Source organism: Tenebrionibacter intestinalis, assembly GCF_016632365.1.
GTDB lineage: Bacteria > Pseudomonadota > Gammaproteobacteria > Enterobacterales > Enterobacteriaceae > Tenebrionibacter > Tenebrionibacter intestinalis.
The window spans coordinates 24,932-43,671 of record NZ_JAEPBH010000025.1 but is presented as its reverse complement, the minus strand read 5'-3'; the positions used below and the strand labels follow the sequence as shown (position 1 = coordinate 43,671).

The window sequence follows — 18,740 nt, the reverse complement described above, 5'->3', positions numbered from 1 at the left end:
TCGTGCAACACCAAAAACCGCTCGAGGGCGCACAGTTGGTCATTATGACCATCGCCCTTTCTCTGGCGACGTTTATGCAGGTGCTGGATTCCACTATTGCCAACGTCGCCATTCCGACAATCGCAGGTAATCTCGGCTCCTCGCTAAGCCAGGGGACATGGGTCATTACCTCATTTGGGGTGGCGAACGCAATTTCTATCCCGCTGACCGGTTGGCTGGCAAAGCGCTTTGGCGAAGTACGGCTGTTTATTTGGTCAACGGTAGCATTTGCCCTCGCCTCCTGGGCCTGCGGCGTTTCAAACAGCCTCAATATGCTGATTTTTTTCCGCGTGATTCAGGGGGTTGTGGCAGGCCCGCTGATCCCGCTGTCCCAAAGCCTACTGCTGAGCAATTATCCGCCGGCCAAACGCAGCATTGCGCTGGCCCTGTGGTCGATGACGGTGATTGTCGCCCCTATCTTTGGCCCAATACTCGGCGGCTGGATCAGCGATAATTATCACTGGGGCTGGATTTTCTTTATCAACTTGCCTATCGGCATCGCGGTAGTATTGATGACGCTGCAAACGCTGCGCGGCCGTGAAACCCGAACGGAAAAACGACGCATTGATGCAGTAGGCCTCGGCCTGCTGGTAGTTGGCATCGGCAGTCTGCAAATAATGCTCGACCAGGGTAAAGAGCTTGACTGGTTCAACTCCACAGAAATCATTGTACTGACTATTATCGCAGTCGTGACGATAAGCTTCCTGATCGTCTGGGAACTGACGGATAACAACCCCATTGTCGATCTGTCGCTGTTTAAGTCACGTAATTTCACTATTGGCTGTCTGTGTATCAGCCTGGCCTACATGCTCTATTTTGGCAGCATTGTACTGCTACCGCAGCTATTACAGGAGGTATACGGCTATACGGCCACCTGGGCAGGGCTGGCCTCCGCTCCGGTAGGGATCATTCCAGTTATCCTGTCGCCCCTGATTGGCCGCTTTTCCCATAAGCTGGATATGCGCCGTCTGGTGACGTTCAGCTTTATCATGTATGCGGTGTGCTTCTACTGGCGCGCCTGGACATTTGAACCAGGGATGGACTTTGCCGCTTCAGCATGGCCACAGTTCATTCAGGGTTTTGCCGTTGCCTGTTTCTTTATGCCGCTGACCACGATTACGCTGTCCGGGCTGCCGCCGGAACGGCTGGCGGCGGCATCAAGCCTGTCGAATTTTACCCGAACGCTGGCAGGATCTATTGGTACATCTATCACCACAACCATGTGGACGAATCGTGAAGCCATGCACCATACGCAACTCACACAGGCCATTACGCCTTATAACCCCAATGCTCAGGCAATATACGATCGCTTGCAGAGTATGGGAATGAGCCAGCAGCAGGCCTCGGGCTGGATAGCGCAGCAGATAACTAACCAGGGGTTAATTATCTCAGCCAACGAAATTTTCTGGGCCTCAGCGGGAGTATTTCTACTGCTGATGGGGCTGGTGTGGCTGGCAAAACCCCCTTTCGGCGCAGGCAGCGCCGGGGGCGGCGCGCACTAAAACAGGTAGCGCGAGCGTATGGCTGGGGAGCATGTCCGGCAGCGGGCTGCTTCGTCTGTCACAGGATGGCGGCAGCAAAAAGAAATTTGCTCGTTGCCGGCTGACTGAAAGCTATATGGGTTACACGCCGGCCAGGAAAGAGGCTTCTGTTAAGGCTAAGAGGGCTAAATCAAAGGCTGCTGCTGAGTCTATCCACAGCTAACTAATAAAAAAAACGCCAGCCGGTTATTTAACTGGCTGGCTCGAAGCTTTCGCGCGTTTTCGGCAACGTTGCAGACTAAATATGCAGCTCCTGCAATTTTTCCTTCGGTAGCGCCAGTTCATCATTACTGTTAACGGCTATACCGCGCTGCGTAATATGGCGGGCGATGCTCTGCGCCTCTTCCAGCGAATGCATCTGCCAGGTTCCGCACTGGTAAACGTTCAGTTCCGGGATCTGATTCTGATCTTTTACTTTCAGCACGTCTTCCATCGCCGCTTTCCACGCCTGCGCCACACGCTGTTCATCCGGCTGGCCGATAAGGCTCATGTAAAAACCGGTACGACATCCCATCGGCGAGATATCGATAATTTCCACATCGTTGCCGTTCAGGTGATTACGCATAAACCCGGCGAAAAGGTGTTCCAGCGTGTGTATACCTTTTTCCGGCATAACTTCTTTATTTGGCACGCAGAAACGCAGATCAAACACGGTGATCGTGTCGTTATGAGGCGTGTGCATCGTTTTGGCTACGCGCACCGCAGGCGCCCCCATTCGCGTATGGTCAACAGTAAAGCTATCCAGTAATGGCATCTGGCTACCTCCGTTAAGTGAATTTTTTAAATTAAATGAACTATTGGCGCCGGGGCAAGTCTGAAGTTATGAAAGACGCGCATTTGTTATCATCATCCCTGCGATCAGAGATGAAAGTTTGGCCACATAGATGTGGCCTTTTTCTTTGCTGTTACCTCTGTTTTGCCAGCCAGCTTTCAAACGGCTCGGTATCCGCCGCCTCCAGCGCACGCTGACGCGCCCATGAAGCATCGTGCTCCTGACGAAAATCCGCCTCGCTCAGTATGGACAGCGGCTCCTGAATCAGCATGCCACGGTATTTCTCCGCCAGAAGCTGGCCCGCGCCGCCAATCCCATGCGCCAACATAAGCTCCAGGAGGCGTGCGGAATACGTTAACGCCGGATTATCGAAAGATGCAACCAAGGTATCACACACATTACAATAGTCGCTGCCGCCGGAAATAGCGTCCAGCGTTTGCGCAACGCGGCGCAAATCACGAAACAGATTGCGGCCAATCTCATCGAGCGGAAACTGTGCCGTTTCACAACCCACACCCAACGTCAGGCCCGGCTTGCGCCCTTCAAGAATAACGCGATTCCAGTTCACCCGCGTGCACTGCAATTCTGCGCTGCTCATCTGTGGCGCATCTGCAAGCACGCACCAGATCATAAACAGATCCAAAAAACGTACCTGCTGCTCGTCCACGCCTGTGGGGGAGAAAGGGTTAATATCGAGCGAACGCACTTCAATATATTCGATACCGCCTCGTAGCAACGCATCTGAAGGCGTTTCCCCGTCACGCGTTACGCGTTTCGGGCGAACAGGCGCATACAGTTCATTCTCAATTTGCAACACATTAGTATTAAGCTGCAGCCTTTTGCCATCTTTTTTCAAACCAAGGCGAGCAAACTCTTGCGACGGAGTGTTAATCGCCTGTTTAAGCCCGGCGACATAACTGTCGAGGTGGTTAAACGTGATGCCAAGTTTACTCTGCGATTTATTCGTGTAGCCAAGGTCGCTCAGACGCAGCGAAGTCGCATAGGGCAGATAATAGCCGCAGCCGATTTTCTCAAACGGCAGCGCAGACGGTTTGCCCTGCAGGAAAGAAGAGCAGATGGCGGGAGAAGCGCCGAAGAGATAAGGGATAACCCAGCCAAAACGGTAATAATTACGGATCAGGCGAAAATACCCATCAGAGATAACGTCCTTGCCGCTGTTTATGTCTGTCACCCCGTCACGGGCCTGCCAGTATGCGAGCGGCAGCGAGAAATTATAGTGTACGCCCGAGATAGTTTGCATTAATGCGCCGTAGCGATTGCGCAACCCCTCCCGGTAGAGCGTTTTCATCTGCCCAATATTTGAAGTGCCGTACTGCGCCAGCGTTATCGCCTGGCCATCATCAATGAAGCACGGCATACTGAGCGGCCACATCCTTTCATCGCCGATGTTACGCGCCACATAGCGGTGTATGTCGCGAAGGAACGTCAGCATGTGGTCAACATCGCCGTCAACCGGCGTAATGAATTCCAGAAGCGATTCGGCAAAGTCTGTCGTGATCCATTTATGGGTCAACGCTGAACCCAGCACTTCCGGATGCCCGGTGCGGGCCAGTTCGCCCTCGGGAGTAACGCGCAGCGTTTCACGCTCAAGCCCGCGACTAATCCCCTTAACTGCATAAGGATGTGCTTCCAGCCAGGCCAGCGCCTGAGATACGTCCGGGATCAAATTGACCTCCGCCTGTCGAATACATTTTTATTAAGCATAATTGTAATGGTTGCCGATTAAAGGTCATCAATCACTTCAATTACTGCCACCATGCCGCACCCTGGAGCGTCAACGCGGCAACAATGCCGTAACGCAGCGCTTTACCCAGGCACAGAAAAAATAGCGCTGGCCCCCACGCCAGGCGCAACCAGCCCGCAAGCAGGCACAATAGATCGCCAATCAGAGGGGCCCAGCTTAACAACAACGCCGCCGAACCGAAGCGACGCAACAAACGCGCCGCGCTCGCCTGCCAGCGTGAACTTTCGCGTAACGGAAAAAGGCGCCCAATAATAATATTGGTCAGGCCGCCAAGGCTGTTGCCAATGCTCGCCGTTGTGACCAGCAGCCAGGGCGTGCTTTTACCCGCCAGCAGTAATGTAACCAGCAGCGCTTCCGAGCTGCCAGGCAGCAGCGTGGCGCTCAGGAAACTGCTGGAAAAAAGAGAGAAAAGCGAAAGCGTATCGCTCACAGCAGACGTACGTCTATAGCGTCCATCCCGGCATCGCGGGCCGCCTGGAGGCCAAAATCAGCATCTTCAAACACCACGCATTTCTGTGGCGCAACGCTCATCAGTTCGGCACAGCGTAAAAAAGTATCCGGAGCGGGCTTCGGATGCTGGATATGATCGGCGGCGACCACGGCGTCAAAATAGCGGCGCAGGTTCAGATGTGTCAATAACGCTTCAGCAACCACGCTTTCACTGCCGGTGCCAACTGACATTGGTCTGCGCCCATACCAGGACTTGACTACCTCAATCAGAGGGAGCGGCTGCACAGAATCGAGTAGCATCATTTTCACCAGCGCCGTTTTTTCCTCTGCCAGTTCATGCGGATCGAGATTCGCCTGATGCTGATGGATGATGTGCTGGGCGATACGCCAGGTTGGTGAGCCATTGAGCGCAATAACTGACGCTTCGTCAAAACACATGTCATAGCGGCGAAGGACTTCATGCCAGGCTTTACGATGTGTGGGTTCGGTATCAAGTATCGTACCGTCCATGTCAAAAATCAGCCCATCGTAACGATCGTACATTATGCCCCCACACAGGAAAATGTCAGGGAGTTACTTTATCGTAAAGTGTACCAAATGTCGCTAATTGCAATGGGGACAGTCACCTGCGTGAAGAGTTTTCAGACAGCGTCAGCGCACGGCGGCAAAAGGGCGCGCTCAGTATATAAAGAAACGGGAACAGAAAAGAGCGCTACAGGCGACGGATGCAAAACCGACACGGGGCTGCTATAAAAAGTTGAGTATGGAATTTGCCCGGCATGACAGAGAAATAGCGTTCAGGTCATCGCGACCAACGCTGACGCGACGTCTCCTTTTTGGTTCATCCTGCCGCACAACGTCATGAGGTAAAATGGTGCATCCAGGAGGATTCGAACCTCCGACCGCTCGGTTCGTAGCCGAGTACTCTATCCAGCTGAGCTATGGATGCATTAAATGTATTTACTGCTCTGAATGCGTTAAAGCACGAAACCGAAAAATTGCGGAAGATGGTTACAGCATAGCCCTACTTTTGGGCCAACGCCACGGCAACTCTCTTGCCGCCATATCCGGTACCCGCATCTTCCTTTTCGGAATGCCCGCCATCGGTAACATTGGGGAATATGGTGCATCCAGGAGGATTCGAACCTCCGACCGCTCGGTTCGTAGCCGAGTACTCTATCCAGCTGAGCTATGGATGCATTGAAATTTATTGCACTGAACCCGTAAGGCGCGGTTTAGCAAGCTTTCAGAAAATGAACCGCTATCGTTGTCGGCTGCGCCAGCACCGCTCGCCTTCGCGCCCGATACCGACTTTCGGAAAACCCTGTATCGGCAACGCTCTGAATATGGTGCATCCAGGAGGATTCGAACCTCCGACCGCTCGGTTCGTAGCCGAGTACTCTATCCAGCTGAGCTATGGATGCAAATGGCGGTGAGGGGGGGATTCGAACCCCCGATGCAGCTTTTGACCGCATACTCCCTTAGCAGGGGAGCGCCTTCAGCCTCTCGGCCACCTCACCTCGCGCCTCTTACGAGTGCGACGAAGAACTGTTTGCTCGTCGTCGCTGCGATGGCGCACATATTACTTTCTGAGACTTATAAGTCAAACTTTTTTTCCCAACCGTGAATTGATTGCACACTTCACAAACAGTTGGCATGGTTTATCGACAAAACGTTTGTTTTATCAGCAATAAAATGCTTATTCCAGTACCAGAAAGCGGCCGTTAAACACATTGCGTTACTCAGGAATTTTTAGGCTCGGCAAAAGTTGAAGGAGTAATAAAGTTAAAAAATACGCAAAGCAGAACAGAAGTGAAACGGAAGGAAGGGTGCGAAATGAATGTTGCGCCCCGCCGCAAAAAGCGAGGCGCTCAAACCTTAATAACTGGTCTGCTGAGACTTTTCAGCCTGAATGCGCTGGTAGATCTCTTCGCGGTGAACAGAAACTTCTTTCGGGGCATTCACACCAATACGCACCTGGTTGCCCTTCACCCCTAGCACTGTCACGGTGACTTCATCCCCAATCATGAGGGTTTCACCAACTCGACGAGTCAGAATCAGCATTCTTTGCTCCTTGAAAGATTGAAAGAGTCGGGTCTCTGTATCCCGGCATTATCCATCATACAACGTTAAAACGGTAAGCGATAACAGCCGCCTGACGGCACCTGTCGTCATCACACTGCTTTCATGTATACCTAAGTTTAGCCGATATGCACAACTTCAACCTGACTTTGATCATTTAATGCAAAAGCGCCATAACCAGGTATAAGATTATGACGCTTTAACGCTTAATGTTTGTTACAGCCTGGATGCAACCCAGCTTTCAACGCTGGACAGCGCTTGCGGTAGCGCTTTCACATCGGTACCACCCGCCTGGGCCATATCCGGACGACCGCCGCCTTTGCCACCAACCTGCCGGGCAACCATACCAATCAGCTCGCCTGCCTTAATGCGATCGATCAGATCTCTGGAAACGCCACAAATCAGAGAAACCTTATCATCTGATACCGTAGCCAGGACGATAACCGTAGAACCAAGTTGGTTTTTGAGGTCATCAACCATTGTGCGCAACATCCTGGGCTCAACATCGCTCAGCTCGCTAACCAACACCTTCACGCCCTTGATATCAACGGCTTTTTCGGTCAGGTTGGCGCTTTCATGAGCCGCCTGCTGCTCTTTAAGCTGCATAAGCTCTTTTTCAAGCTGGCGTGAACGCTCCAGCACAGCGCGAAGTTTATCATTCAGGCTGCTGCTGTCGCTTTTCAGCAACTGTGAAATTTCATGGAGTTTATCGCTCTGAGCATGCAGCGAAGCCATCGCGCCTTCTCCGGTTACGGCTTCAATGCGGCGCACGCCCGCCGCCGTACCCGATTCAGCAACAATACGGAACAGGCCAATATCCCCCGTACGGCTGGCGTGCGTTCCCCCGCACAATTCGGTTGAGAAATCGCCCATGCTAAGGACACGAACATGCTCATCATATTTTTCACCAAACAGCGCCATTGCGCCTTTGGCTTTCGCCGCAGCAAGATCCATAATATCGGTCTTGATAGCCAGGTTACGACGAATCTGTTCGTTAACTTTATCTTCTACAGCCCGAATCTCTTCTGGCTTCATTGCTTCGGTATGCGAAAAGTCAAAACGCAAACCTTTATCGTTGACCAGAGAACCTTTCTGCGCTACGTGCGTACCCAGTACCTGACGAAGCGCAGCGTGCAACAGATGAGTGGCCGAGTGGTTTAGTCGAATACGCGCGCGACGCGCCTGATCGACATCAGCCTTAACGCTATCGCCTACTTTAAGCATGCCAGACGTCAGCCTGCCGATATGGCCAATCGCCTGGCCATATTTTTGCGTATCCTGAACATCAAAACTAAAACCACTGCCGGAAAGCACGCCTTTATCGCCTACCTGGCCGCCAGATTCTGCATAGAAAGGCGTTTCATCAAGAATAATAACGGCATCCTGATCTGTAACAATTTGTTCAGCCGGCTTTCCATCAACAAACAGCGCGCTGACTTTTCCGGTTAGCTCCAGTCTGTCGTAACCTTTAAACGATGTCGCGTCGTCAATACGAATAATGCTGTTGTAGTCTGCGCCAAAACCGCTGGATTCGCGCGCGCGACGGCGCTGCGCCTCCATCGCGGCTTCAAATCCCGCTTCATCAATTTTGATATTGCGTTCCCGGCAAACGTCGGCGGTTAAATCCGCCGGGAAACCATAGGTATCATACAGACGGAATACGGTTTCACCATCCAGCGTATCGCCCTTCAGCCGCGTCAGCTCGTCATCAAGCAGCACCAGCCCACGCTCCAGCGTACGGGCAAACTGCTCTTCTTCCGTCTTCAGTGTCTGCTCAACCCGTACTTGCTGGCACTTCAGATCGTCGCCCGCGCTACCCATTACATCAATGAGCGGCGTAACCAGTTTATAGAAGAAGGCCTCTTTTGCTCCCAGCATATTGCCATGACGTACTGCGCGACGGATGATGCGGCGCAATACATAACCGCGCCCTTCGTTAGAGGGAGTGACGCCATCGGCAACCAGGAAAGCGCAGGAGCGGATATGGTCCGCAATAACGCGCAGCGACTTGTTTGACAGGTCGGTCGCGCCGGTCACTTTCGCCACTTCGGCAATCAGCGCCCGGAACAGATCAATATCGTAGTTAGAGTTCACATGCTGCAACACGGCTGCAATACGCTCCAGCCCCATACCTGTATCAACAGACGGCTTCGGCAGCGGTTCCATCGTACCGTCAGGCTGACGGTTGAACTGCATGAAAACAATATTCCAGATTTCAATATAACGATCGCCGTCTTCTTCCGGGCTGCCTGGCGGGCCGCCCCAGATATGGCCGCCGTGGTCATAGAAAATTTCGGTACACGGGCCGCACGGGCCGGTATCGCCCATCTGCCAGAAATTGTCAGAAGCGTATGCGCCGCCTTTATTATCGCCAATGCGGATAATACGCTCGCGCGGTACGCCAACTTCATTTTCCCAGATATTGTAGGCTTCATCGTCGGTTTCATAGACGGTGACCCACAGGCGATCTTTTGGCAGGTTAAACCACTTCTCGCTGGTCAGCAGTTCCCATGCAAAGTTAATAGCGTCATGCTTGAAGTAATCGCCAAAGCTGAAGTTACCCAGCATTTCAAAAAACGTATGATGGCGTGCGGTATAACCCACATTTTCGAGGTCATTATGCTTGCCGCCTGCGCGAACGCAGCGTTGCGCAGTAGTGGCGCGAGAATAGTTGCGTTTATCGAGACCAAGGAAGACCTCCTTGAACTGATTCATTCCCGCATTAGTAAACAACAGCGTCGGGTCGTTACCGGGAACCAGAGAGCTGCTGGCAACGATCTGGTGTCCTTTACTGTGAAAAAAATCGAGAAACGCCTGACGGATCTCAGCGGTGCTCTTGCTCATAGATGTCCTGGAAGAAAACTTAACTCATCATTGTGGTACCTGGCCACGTAAGCGCTTACACGCTGTCTGACCAGTTTCGCGTACAAATTGGGGGATAAGATATGTTTTCTGGCAAGGGAAGTAAAACCCCAGGTGTGCTAAACGTTGAAATTTCGGTAAATGGACTGGATATCGTCCATATAAAAACCGCGATACAGTAAAAAACGCTGTATTTTTACTTTTTCAGAAAAGGTTGAAGGCAGAGGATACCCAAACCGCTTTACCGCCAGCTCAGTCGCCAACCGTACCCAGTCTGTTTCGCTTGCCTTAAAAGCCGCGTCGATATCATCATTGCTAACGCCCTTTTGTTTCAACTCCTGCCGAATGCGCTGTGGGCCATATCCTTTACGACTGCGCCCGGCAAGATAGCGCTGGGCAAACCGCTTATCGTCAACCCAGCCGTGCTCAAGGCACCGGGTCATAACGCGTTCCAGATCGTGCTGAGTAGCATCGCTATCGTTTGTTCCATCCCCAAGCAATGTTCCAAGCTTACGTCTTAATTCCTGTTCCGCGTGATCGCGCATCGCCAGCAGACGGGTTGATTTATCAAGTAAGCGAGTATAGCCAGAACGGCGGGAAATAGATTCAGACACAGGTGTATCCAGAAAGTGGTGGCGCAGGAGAAGCTTAAGGAGAGGGGCCGCATTCGCAGCCCCGTAATCATCAGAAATCTTGATCGGCTTGTGCAACGCCTTCGTTAAGATCATCCACCGCAAAATCGGGTTTATCATCCTGATTATTCAATAGCGTTTCACGCAGCTTTTTCTCAATTTCTGCCGCCATTGGCTTATTTTCTTTCAGGAAGTTAGACGCGTTCGCTTTACCCTGCCCGATTTTTTCGCCGTTATAGCTATACCATGCGCCAGCTTTTTCAATCAGTTTATGCTTAACGCCCAGATCCACCAGTTCACCGTAAAAGTTAATGCCTTCTCCATAAAGAATCTGGAATTCCGCCTGTTTGAACGGCGCCGCGACTTTGTTTTTTACAACCTTAACGCGCGTTTCGCTGCCTACCACATTCTCACCTTCTTTCACCGCGCCAATGCGGCGAATATCAAGGCGAACAGAGGCATAAAATTTTAGCGCGTTACCGCCGGTTGTGGTTTCCGGATTACCGAACATGACGCCAATTTTCATACGGATCTGATTAATGAAAATCAGCAGCGTATTAGACTGTTTCAGGTTACCGGCAAGCTTACGCATGGCCTGGCTCATCATACGCGCCGCAAGGCCCATATGAGAGTCGCCGATCTCGCCTTCGATTTCTGCTTTCGGCGTCAGCGCCGCGACGGAGTCGACGACGATAACATCAACCGCGCCAGAGCGCGCCAGCGCATCGCAAATTTCCAACGCCTGCTCGCCAGTATCCGGCTGAGAGCACAGCAGATTATCAATATCGACGCCCAGCTTGCGCGCATAGACCGGATCCAGCGCGTGTTCCGCATCGATAAACGCGCACGTCTTACCTTCGCGCTGCGCGGCGGCAATCACCTGCAAAGTGAGCGTGGTTTTACCAGAAGATTCCGGCCCGTAAATTTCAACAATACGCCCCATAGGCAACCCGCCGGCGCCCAGAGCGATATCAAGCGACAGAGAGCCGGTAGAGATCGTTTCCACATCCATAGAACGGTCTTCACCCAGACGCATGATGGAACCTTTGCCGAATTGTTTTTCAATCTGGCCGAGTGCTGCCGCTAACGCCTTTTGTTTGTTTTCGTCGATAGCCATTATTACTCCTGTCATGCAGCGCGGCTGCGCCACTCTGTGTCTTAATCTGGATTGCTTCAGTTGCGGCAATTATACTGTATGACTGTACAGTATCAAGTGTTTTGTAGAAATTGTTGCCATAGCGTTTGCAAGGCATAAGCCGTCGCCTGGCGGCGCACTGCATCACGATCGCCGGCAAAGCATTCACAGCGGGTAACGATGCGCCTGTCGGCATCCGCGAAAGCGAACCAGACCGTGCCAACCGGCTTAACCGCCGTGCCGCCGTCAGGCCCGGCAATACCGCTAATGGCGATTGCATAGTCCGCTGAGGCGGCGCGCTGCGCGCCGAGCGCCATCTCACAAACCGTTTCCTTGCTGACGGCGCCGTGTTCGTTCAGCGTCTGGCTGCGAACTCCTGCCATTTGTTCTTTCGCCTCATTACTGTAAGTGACAAAACTACGTTCAAACCAGGCAGAACTTCCCGCGATATCCGTAATAACTTTTGCCACCCAACCGCCGGTGCATGACTCAGCGGTAGTGACCGTCGCGCCGCGTTGTTTCAACGCCAGGCCAATTTTCCGGCTTAGTTCAAGTAATGTTTCATCATTCACTATAAAGAGGCCCCTGCGCGTCCAGAACGTAATAAGCCAGCCAACCCCAAACTTCAGGGCCGGTCGATATCCCCGGAATGCCTGTTACACAACGCATATTTCAGCAAACCGGGAATGTATTTACTTACGAGCCATTGCAACAGCCTGCCCAAGCTGCCAAACGGCCATCGCATAATGCGTACTGTGGTTATAGCGTGTAATAACATAAAAGTTTGGCAAACCATACCAGTACTGATAGTGAGTTCCCACATCAAGGCGCAGCAGGCTTGCCGAGCTATAGCCCCCCGGCCGCTGCTGTGGCGTAAGACCAGCGGCCGCCAGTTGGTTAAGGGTATACCTCGTGTTATAACCCGTCGCCAGGCCCGGCGCTTCGCCGTTAGCCTGCACCGCGACCGGACCGCCTTTCACCCAGCCATGAGCTTTGAAATAGTTTGCCACGCTGCCAATGGCATCCACCGGATCCCATAAATTAATGTGCCCGTCGCCGTTGAAATCTACCGCATATTCTTTAAACGATGTCGGCATGAATTGCCCATATCCCATTGCGCCAGCAAAAGAGCCGCGCAGTGACAAGGGATCGTTGCCTTCGGTACGCGCCATCAGAAGGTAAGTTTCCAGTTCACCTGCAAAATATTTAGCGCGGCGGGGATAATCAAAAGCCAGCGTGGAAAGCGCATCGATGATACGTGTTTTCCCCATCACCCGCCCCCAGCGGGTTTCAACGCCAATGATACCGACAATGATTTCCGGCGGCACGCCATAAATCTGCCAGGCGCGATTAAGCGCATCCTGATATTGATTCCAGAACATCACGCCGTTTTGTACGTTATCAGGCGCAATAAACTTGCCGCGATAGCGCAGCCATGCGCCGTTCGGGCCGCGGGGCACCTGGGTTGTCGGCGCTTGCCGATTCATCAGGCGTAATACGGAGTCAAGACGCTTAGTTTGCGAAAATATTTCATACAATTGCTGGCGATCGAAACCATGCACGCGAACCATTTTATTAATAAATTTTTCCGCTGCGGGATTCATCGCAAAATCACCGCCGAGCTGTTTTATATTGTGCTGTGGTTCCAGTAAAAATCCCCCTAAAGGAACAGCAGCAGGCGCGCTCCCCCCCTCCGGTTGCATGTGCGTTTTACTACTGCAGGCAACAAGAAGCGCCATCGCTGGCAGAAGTGTGGCATAACGTCGACTAAGCATATGTGTCCCTGAACATAACTGCGAAAGTAGTAACTAATGGTAATTCGTTATTCGCGATCAACGAAAGTTTATCCAGGTATTTTCACATTAAATTTACCTTTCTTCGCACCAATATCAGGTTTTTCTACAACTTCAGCATAGATTTTTCAGAGAATTACCTGGTTTATTCCATTTTCGGGCCAAGCCACCCGGGCAGACAACCGAAGCCTCATCGTCAGGCCCCTACGTGGATGCTCTCGCGATAGCGGTAACGTTGGGTTCTGTTAACAAGGCATTCAATATGGTTAAAGACAGGCCTCTATTTCCATAACCTTATTTTCATCATTTCAATCAATCCCGAAGAAAGCACCTTCCGTGCTGGTTTTCCTGACATAAAGACTCCGTTATCATGCACACTGCACATCAGGGCAGTGCGCTAAACAGCACCGGTTAATCCGCTTACAGCCCGTTAAACAAGGCCCAAGCCTGGGGGTCTGAAGCCGCTCTCTTATAAATGACGATGCGACAACACAGACGCCATAAGAACAACAATTGCCGCAGCCTCATTAAAAATTAAGCAAATGGACATCAAAAGCTAATGAGTACATTAGAGAATTTAGATTCCCACACCCCTATGATGCAGCAGTATCTGCGCCTGAAGGCAGAGCATCGCGATATTCTGCTGTTTTATCGCATGGGAGATTTTTACGAGCTGTTCTATGACGATGCGAAGCGCGCCTCTCAACTTCTGGACATTTCATTAACCAAACGCGGCGCCTCTGCGGGCGAACCGATACCGATGGCTGGCGTGCCGCACCATGCCGTAGAAAACTATCTTGCAAAGCTGGTCAACCTCGGCGAATCAGTCGCTATCTGTGAGCAAATTGGCGATCCGGCAACCGCAAAAGGTCCGGTCGAGCGTAAGGTCGTGCGTATCGTGACACCCGGCACTATCAGCGACGAGGCGCTGTTGCAGGAACGCCAGGACAATCTTCTGGCCGCCATTTGGCAGGATGGCAAAAGTTTTGGCTACGCCACGCTCGACATCAGTTCCGGCCGCTTTCGCCTGAGCGAACCGGCGGACAAAGAAGCGATGGCCGCTGAGTTACAGCGCACAAACCCTGCGGAACTGCTGTATGCAGAAGATTTCGCCGATATGTCGCTAATTGACGCGCGCCGCGGTCTGCGCCGCCGCCCGCTGTGGGAATTCGAACCAGAAACGGCGCGCCAGCAGCTCAATATGCAGTTCGGCACGCGCGATCTGACCGGCTTTGGCGTGGAGAAAGCCGTGCGCGGGCTGTGTGCGGCAGGCTGTCTTTTACAGTATGTCAAAGATACGCAGCGTACTTCCCTGCCCCATATTCGCTCAATAACAATGGAGCGCCAGCAGGACAGTATAATCATGGACGCCGCCACGCGTCGGAATCTCGAAATCACACATAACCTCGCAGGCGGAACAGAAAACACGCTCGCCTCGGTGCTCGACTGTACCGTCACGCCGATGGGCAGCCGAATGCTTAAGCGTTGGCTGCATATGCCGGTGCGCGATGTGCGTACGCTAACCCGGCGCCAGCAAACTATTGCCGCATTGCAGGATTGCGTTGCAGATATCCAGCCGGTATTGCGCCAGGTTGGCGATCTGGAACGTATCCTGGCGCGCCTTGCGCTGCGCACCGCGCGTCCGCGCGATCTGGCGCGTATGCGTCATGCCTTCCAGCAACTGCCAGAGCTGCAAGCCATATTGCAGGATATGGATGTCGAATACGTACAAACGTTGCGCAGCGATATGGGCGAGTTTGCCGAGCTACGCGAGCTGCTGGAGCGCGCGATTATCGAAACGCCGCCGGTGCTGGTACGCGACGGCGGCGTCATTGCGCCCGGTTATAATACGGAGCTGGATGAATGGCGCGCGCTGGCCGACGGCGCCACGGATTATCTTGACAGGCTCGAAGTGCGGGAGCGCGAACGACTGGGAATCGATACGCTTAAAGTCGGATTTAACGCCGTACACGGCTACTATATCCAGGTCAGCCGCGGGCAAAGCCACCTGGTGCCGATGAACTACGTACGCCGCCAGACGCTGAAAAACGCCGAACGTTACATTATTCCTGAATTAAAAGAGTATGAAGATAAGGTACTGACCTCCAAAGGCAAGGCGCTGTCGCTGGAAAAACAGCTTTATGACGAGCTGTTTGACCTTCTGCTGCCGCATCTTGCCGGGCTGCAACAAAGCGCCAGCGCGCTGGCTGAACTCGATGTGCTGACCAACCTTGCTGAGCGTGCAGACAGACTGAACTACATCTGCCCAACCTTTACCGATAAACCTGGAATCAAACTTACCGGCGGCCGACACCCGGTCGTAGAACAGGTACTTAACGATCCGTTTATTGCCAACCCGCTTAACCTCAGTAGCCAGCGGCGAATGCTAATCATAACCGGCCCGAATATGGGCGGTAAAAGCACCTATATGCGTCAGACCGCATTGATTGCCCTGCTGGCCTATATTGGCAGTTTCGTACCGGCGGAAAAAGCCGAGCTTGGTCCGATCGATCGCATCTTTACCCGCGTCGGCGCCGCCGACGATCTGGCTTCGGGGCGTTCCACCTTTATGGTTGAAATGACCGAAACGGCCAATATTCTGCATAATGCTACAGAACAAAGCCTGGTGTTGATGGATGAAATCGGCCGCGGCACGTCAACCTACGACGGTCTGTCGCTGGCCTGGGCCTGCGCAGAAAATCTGGCCACGCGCATCAAGTCGCTGACGCTGTTCGCCACGCACTATTTCGAGCTAACCACCCTCGCGGAAAAAATGGAAGGTGTGGTCAATGTGCATCTGGACGCCGTTGAACACGGCGATACTATCGCCTTTATGCATAGCATACAGGAAGGCGCAGCGAGTAAAAGCTATGGACTTGCCGTGGCAGCGCTCGCCGGGGTGCCCAGAGACGTCATTAAGCGCGCACGACAGAAGCTGCGTGAGCTTGAAAGCATTTCCGGCCCGGCTGCGGCAACCCAAGTGGACGGAAGCCAAATGTCGCTGCTAAGCGTTGAAGAGCGTTCGCCAGCCGTTGAAGCCCTGGAAGCGCTTGATCCGGATACGCTGTCGCCCCGCCAGGCGCTGGAGTGGATCTACCGCCTGAAAAATTTGGTTTAGCCTACAAAAGCCAGCCGGAGACGCTTGCGCGGCTGACTTTGGCTAACCCGCTGAAAACAGAGTGGTAAAATTTAACGGCTGGCTGCGCTAAGGCTTATGGTTATACAGCGGTCATGGCTGCTGCGCTCAGGTTGATGCGGGCAATAAAAGGCTCTCTGCCTGCGGCGGGAAGACATTAACGCTGTCATAGCGACATAAAGCGAGCAAAAAAATACCTCCCGGCGGGAGGTATTTCTGTTTAAACAAAACGCTTAACCACGAAACAGCGCTTCAATGCTCAGCCCCTGGGTTTGAAGGATCTCACGCAAACGGCGTAGCCCTTCGACCTGAATCTGACGTACCCTTTCACGGGTCAGGCCAATTTCACGCCCTACGTCTTCAAGCGTTGCCGCTTCATAACCCAGCAGGCCAAAGCGACGCGCCAGCACTTCGCGCTGCTTGGCGTTCAGTTCGAACAGCCATTTGACGATACTCTGCTTCATATCGTCGTCCTGAGTGGTATCTTCCGGGCCGTTGTCTTTTTCATCTGCCAGAATATCCAGCAGCGCTTTTTCAGAATCTCCGCCCAGCGGCGTATCAACCGATGTGATGCGCTCATTCAGGCGCAGCATTCGGCTGACGTCATCCACCGGTTTATCCAGCTTTTCAGCAATTTCTTCAGCGCTGGGCTCGTGATCCAGCTTATGAGAAAGCTCGCGGGCCGTTCGAAGGTACACATTCAGCTCTTTAACGATGTGGATAGGCAAACGGATCGTACGGGTCTGGTTCATAATAGCCCGTTCGATAGTCTGGCGAATCCACCATGTCGCATAGGTTGAAAAGCGAAACCCGCGCTCCGGGTCAAACTTTTCTACCGCGCGAATCAGGCCCAGATTGCCTTCTTCAATCAGATCCAGCAACGCCAGGCCGCGGTTGCTGTAGCGGCGGGCGATTTTCACCACCAGACGCAGGTTGCTTTCAATCATGCGTTTGCGGGACGAAACGTCGCCGCGCAACGCACGCCGGGCAAAATGAACCTCTTCTTCCGCCGTCAGCAGTGGAGAATAACCAATCTCCCCCAGATAAAGCTGGGTTGCATCAAGGACGCGTTGCGCAGCGCCCTGTGATAACAACTCTTCTTCTGCAAGGTCGATATCACTGGGCTCTTCTTCAACCAAAGCTTTTTCATCAAAAGCTTCCACTCCGTTCTCATCAAATTCCGCATCTTCATTTAAATCATGAACTTTCAGCGTATTCTGACTCATAAGGTGACTCCTACCCGTGATCCCTGGGCGCAGCACCCGCATAAGCAACACCTTTCAGGGCACAGCAAAACTCTGCTGCTGTCGTTATCCCGACGCTCTGGATTGCCAGACTGTCGGGATTAACTCCGCTGCCTTCCTGGTGCGGTCTGAACGGGGGGTTATACTGGGTTTTCGCCGATGTTATCGCTGCGGTAAGTAACGCAGCGGGTTTACGGATTTCCCCTTGTAACGAATCTCAAAGTGCAAACGTGTAGAACTGGTTCCGGTGCTACCCATAGTAGCTATTTTCTGCCCCGCCTTAACTTCTTGTTGCTCCCGGACCAGCATAGTGTCGTTATGGGCGTAGGCGCTCAGGTAGTCGTCATTATGTTTGACGATAATCAGATTTCCGTAACCGCGCAGGGCGTTGCCAGCATAAACTACGCGCCCATCGGCGGTAGCGGTAATAGCCTGGCCCTTCGTTCCTGCGATATCAATCCCCTTATTGCCGCCTTCAGCAGCAGAAAAGTTCTCGATAATTTTGCCGCTCGTCGGCCAGCGCCAGGTTGAAATCGGCGAACTGGTCGACGTACTACTGACAGTCGGTTCGGCTGTGCCTGTTGCTGGAGCCGTAACGGGAGCGGCAACGCTGCCGACGCTTTGGTTTCCAGGCAACATCTTATTAGCACTCTGTTTACCCGAATCCTCAGAATACGTAATTGTTAGTTTAGACGCAACTACTGTATTCGGATTTTGTGCAGCCGTGACGCCCTGGGCCGAGGCATCGGCCTGAGTGATGGCGTTTTCGCCGGTAATCGGCCCTCCGGAAGCGTTTCCGACCTGCAGCCTCTGGCCCACAGACAGGTTATAGGGCGCAGCAATAGCATTACGCTGCGCCAGGTCGCGAAAATCATTGCCGGTAATCCAGGCAATATAGAACAGCGTATCGCCGTGCTTAACGGTATAAGTATCGCCGCCGGTATAGCTGCCTTTTGGAATATCCCCGTAGCTACGGTTATAAACAATCCGGCCATTTTGAATCTGTACCGGCTGTACTGCCGTCGGCTGCGATGTCTGAACCGGCTGCGCAGGCTGAATCTGCGGCTGTTGTAGCACAGGATTTTGCTGCGACGGGCTCTGTACTGGCGGCGGCTGAGTCACCAGCATTCCGCCGCCGCCCTCATCGCTCCCCTCACCCACAACGCTTATCGGCGCCTGCGTATTATTGCTGGAACAACCGGCAAGCCACAGGCTTACCAGCGATAACGTCGCCAGGCGACGTAAAGTAAAATTCGGGCTTCCCGCGCTCATTGATCCCCCAGGAATGA

At 52.9% G+C, this 18,740-nt stretch carries 14 protein-coding genes and 4 tRNA genes; 2 read left to right on the top strand and 16 right to left on the bottom strand.

What is annotated here, in order from left to right; genetic code table 11:
• The first annotated feature begins 2 nt into the window (after positions 1 to 2).
• Complete coding sequence (emrB, locus tag JJB97_RS10780; protein ID WP_238714014.1) at positions 3 to 1,541, top strand: multidrug efflux MFS transporter permease subunit EmrB; 1,539 nt, start codon at positions 3 to 5, stop codon at positions 1,539 to 1,541.
• Positions 1,542 to 1,818: 277 nt separating this feature from the next.
• Here emrB and luxS read toward each other — a convergent pair whose 3' ends face one another.
• The 14 genes from luxS to mltB form a co-directional block, all read right to left on the bottom strand.
• Positions 1,819 to 2,334 (bottom strand): S-ribosylhomocysteine lyase, encoded by a 516-nt coding sequence (luxS, locus tag JJB97_RS10775; protein ID WP_238714013.1) that lies wholly within the window; start codon positions 2,332 to 2,334, stop codon positions 1,819 to 1,821.
• A 151-nt stretch (positions 2,335 to 2,485) separates the two neighbouring features.
• Complete coding sequence (gene gshA / locus JJB97_RS10770; RefSeq protein WP_238714012.1) at positions 2,486 to 4,039, bottom strand: glutamate--cysteine ligase; 1,554 nt, start codon at positions 4,037 to 4,039, stop codon at positions 2,486 to 2,488.
• A 79-nt stretch (positions 4,040 to 4,118) separates the two neighbouring features.
• Complete coding sequence (locus tag JJB97_RS10765) at positions 4,119 to 4,547, bottom strand: YqaA family protein (protein WP_238714011.1); 429 nt, start codon at positions 4,545 to 4,547, stop codon at positions 4,119 to 4,121.
• Positions 4,544 to 5,110: a fructose-1-phosphate/6-phosphogluconate phosphatase gene (yqaB, locus tag JJB97_RS10760; RefSeq protein WP_238714010.1), complete on the bottom strand. Its 567-nt coding sequence runs from the start codon at positions 5,108 to 5,110 to the stop codon at positions 4,544 to 4,546. The genes JJB97_RS10765 and yqaB overlap by 4 nt, the downstream gene beginning before the upstream one ends.
• A 329-nt stretch (positions 5,111 to 5,439) precedes the next feature.
• Positions 5,440 to 5,516: transfer RNA gene (locus JJB97_RS10755), tRNA-Arg, on the bottom strand.
• Between the two features lie 173 nt (positions 5,517 to 5,689).
• Positions 5,690 to 5,766 (bottom strand) — tRNA-Arg (locus JJB97_RS10750).
• Between the two features lie 148 nt (positions 5,767 to 5,914).
• A tRNA-Arg gene (locus JJB97_RS10745) sits at positions 5,915 to 5,991 on the bottom strand.
• A 3-nt stretch (positions 5,992 to 5,994) separates the two neighbouring features.
• Positions 5,995 to 6,087 (bottom strand) — tRNA-Ser (locus JJB97_RS10740).
• A gap of 358 nt (positions 6,088 to 6,445) precedes the next feature.
• Entirely contained in the window at positions 6,446 to 6,631 is a 186-nt protein-coding gene (csrA, locus tag JJB97_RS10735) for a carbon storage regulator CsrA (RefSeq protein WP_013574027.1), read from the bottom strand.
• Positions 6,632 to 6,865: 234 nt separating this feature from the next.
• The gene (gene alaS / locus JJB97_RS10730) at positions 6,866 to 9,493 is read right to left on the bottom strand and encodes an alanine--tRNA ligase (protein WP_238714009.1); all 2,628 of its coding nucleotides are present in this window, start codon (positions 9,491 to 9,493) and stop codon (positions 6,866 to 6,868) included.
• Between the two features lie 137 nt (positions 9,494 to 9,630).
• Entirely contained in the window at positions 9,631 to 10,125 is a 495-nt protein-coding gene (locus JJB97_RS10725; RefSeq protein WP_238714008.1) for a regulatory protein RecX, read from the bottom strand.
• Positions 10,126 to 10,195: 70 nt separating this feature from the next.
• Complete coding sequence (gene recA, locus JJB97_RS10720) at positions 10,196 to 11,260, bottom strand: recombinase RecA (protein ID WP_238714007.1); 1,065 nt, start codon at positions 11,258 to 11,260, stop codon at positions 10,196 to 10,198.
• A gap of 92 nt (positions 11,261 to 11,352) precedes the next feature.
• Positions 11,353 to 11,850 (bottom strand): nicotinamide-nucleotide amidase, encoded by a 498-nt coding sequence (gene pncC, locus JJB97_RS10715; RefSeq protein ID WP_238714006.1) that lies wholly within the window; start codon positions 11,848 to 11,850, stop codon positions 11,353 to 11,355.
• Between the two features lie 120 nt (positions 11,851 to 11,970).
• Positions 11,971 to 13,053, bottom strand: a complete 1,083-nt coding sequence (mltB, locus tag JJB97_RS10710; protein WP_238714005.1) for a lytic murein transglycosylase B — start codon at positions 13,051 to 13,053, stop codon at positions 11,971 to 11,973.
• A 577-nt stretch (positions 13,054 to 13,630) separates the two neighbouring features.
• Here mltB and mutS point away from each other — a divergent pair.
• A complete protein-coding gene (gene mutS / locus JJB97_RS10705) occupies positions 13,631 to 16,189 on the top strand; it encodes a DNA mismatch repair protein MutS (RefSeq protein WP_238714004.1) in 2,559 nt (852 codons plus the stop codon).
• A 251-nt stretch (positions 16,190 to 16,440) separates the two neighbouring features.
• Here mutS and rpoS read toward each other — a convergent pair whose 3' ends face one another.
• Positions 16,441 to 17,433 (bottom strand): RNA polymerase sigma factor RpoS, encoded by a 993-nt coding sequence (gene rpoS / locus JJB97_RS10700; RefSeq protein WP_238714003.1) that lies wholly within the window; start codon positions 17,431 to 17,433, stop codon positions 16,441 to 16,443.
• A 180-nt stretch (positions 17,434 to 17,613) separates the two neighbouring features.
• Positions 17,614 to 18,723, bottom strand: coding sequence for a murein hydrolase activator NlpD (gene nlpD / locus JJB97_RS10695; protein ID WP_399198425.1), 1,110 nt, complete (start codon positions 18,721 to 18,723; stop codon positions 17,614 to 17,616).
• Positions 18,724 to 18,740: the final 17 nt, after the last annotated feature.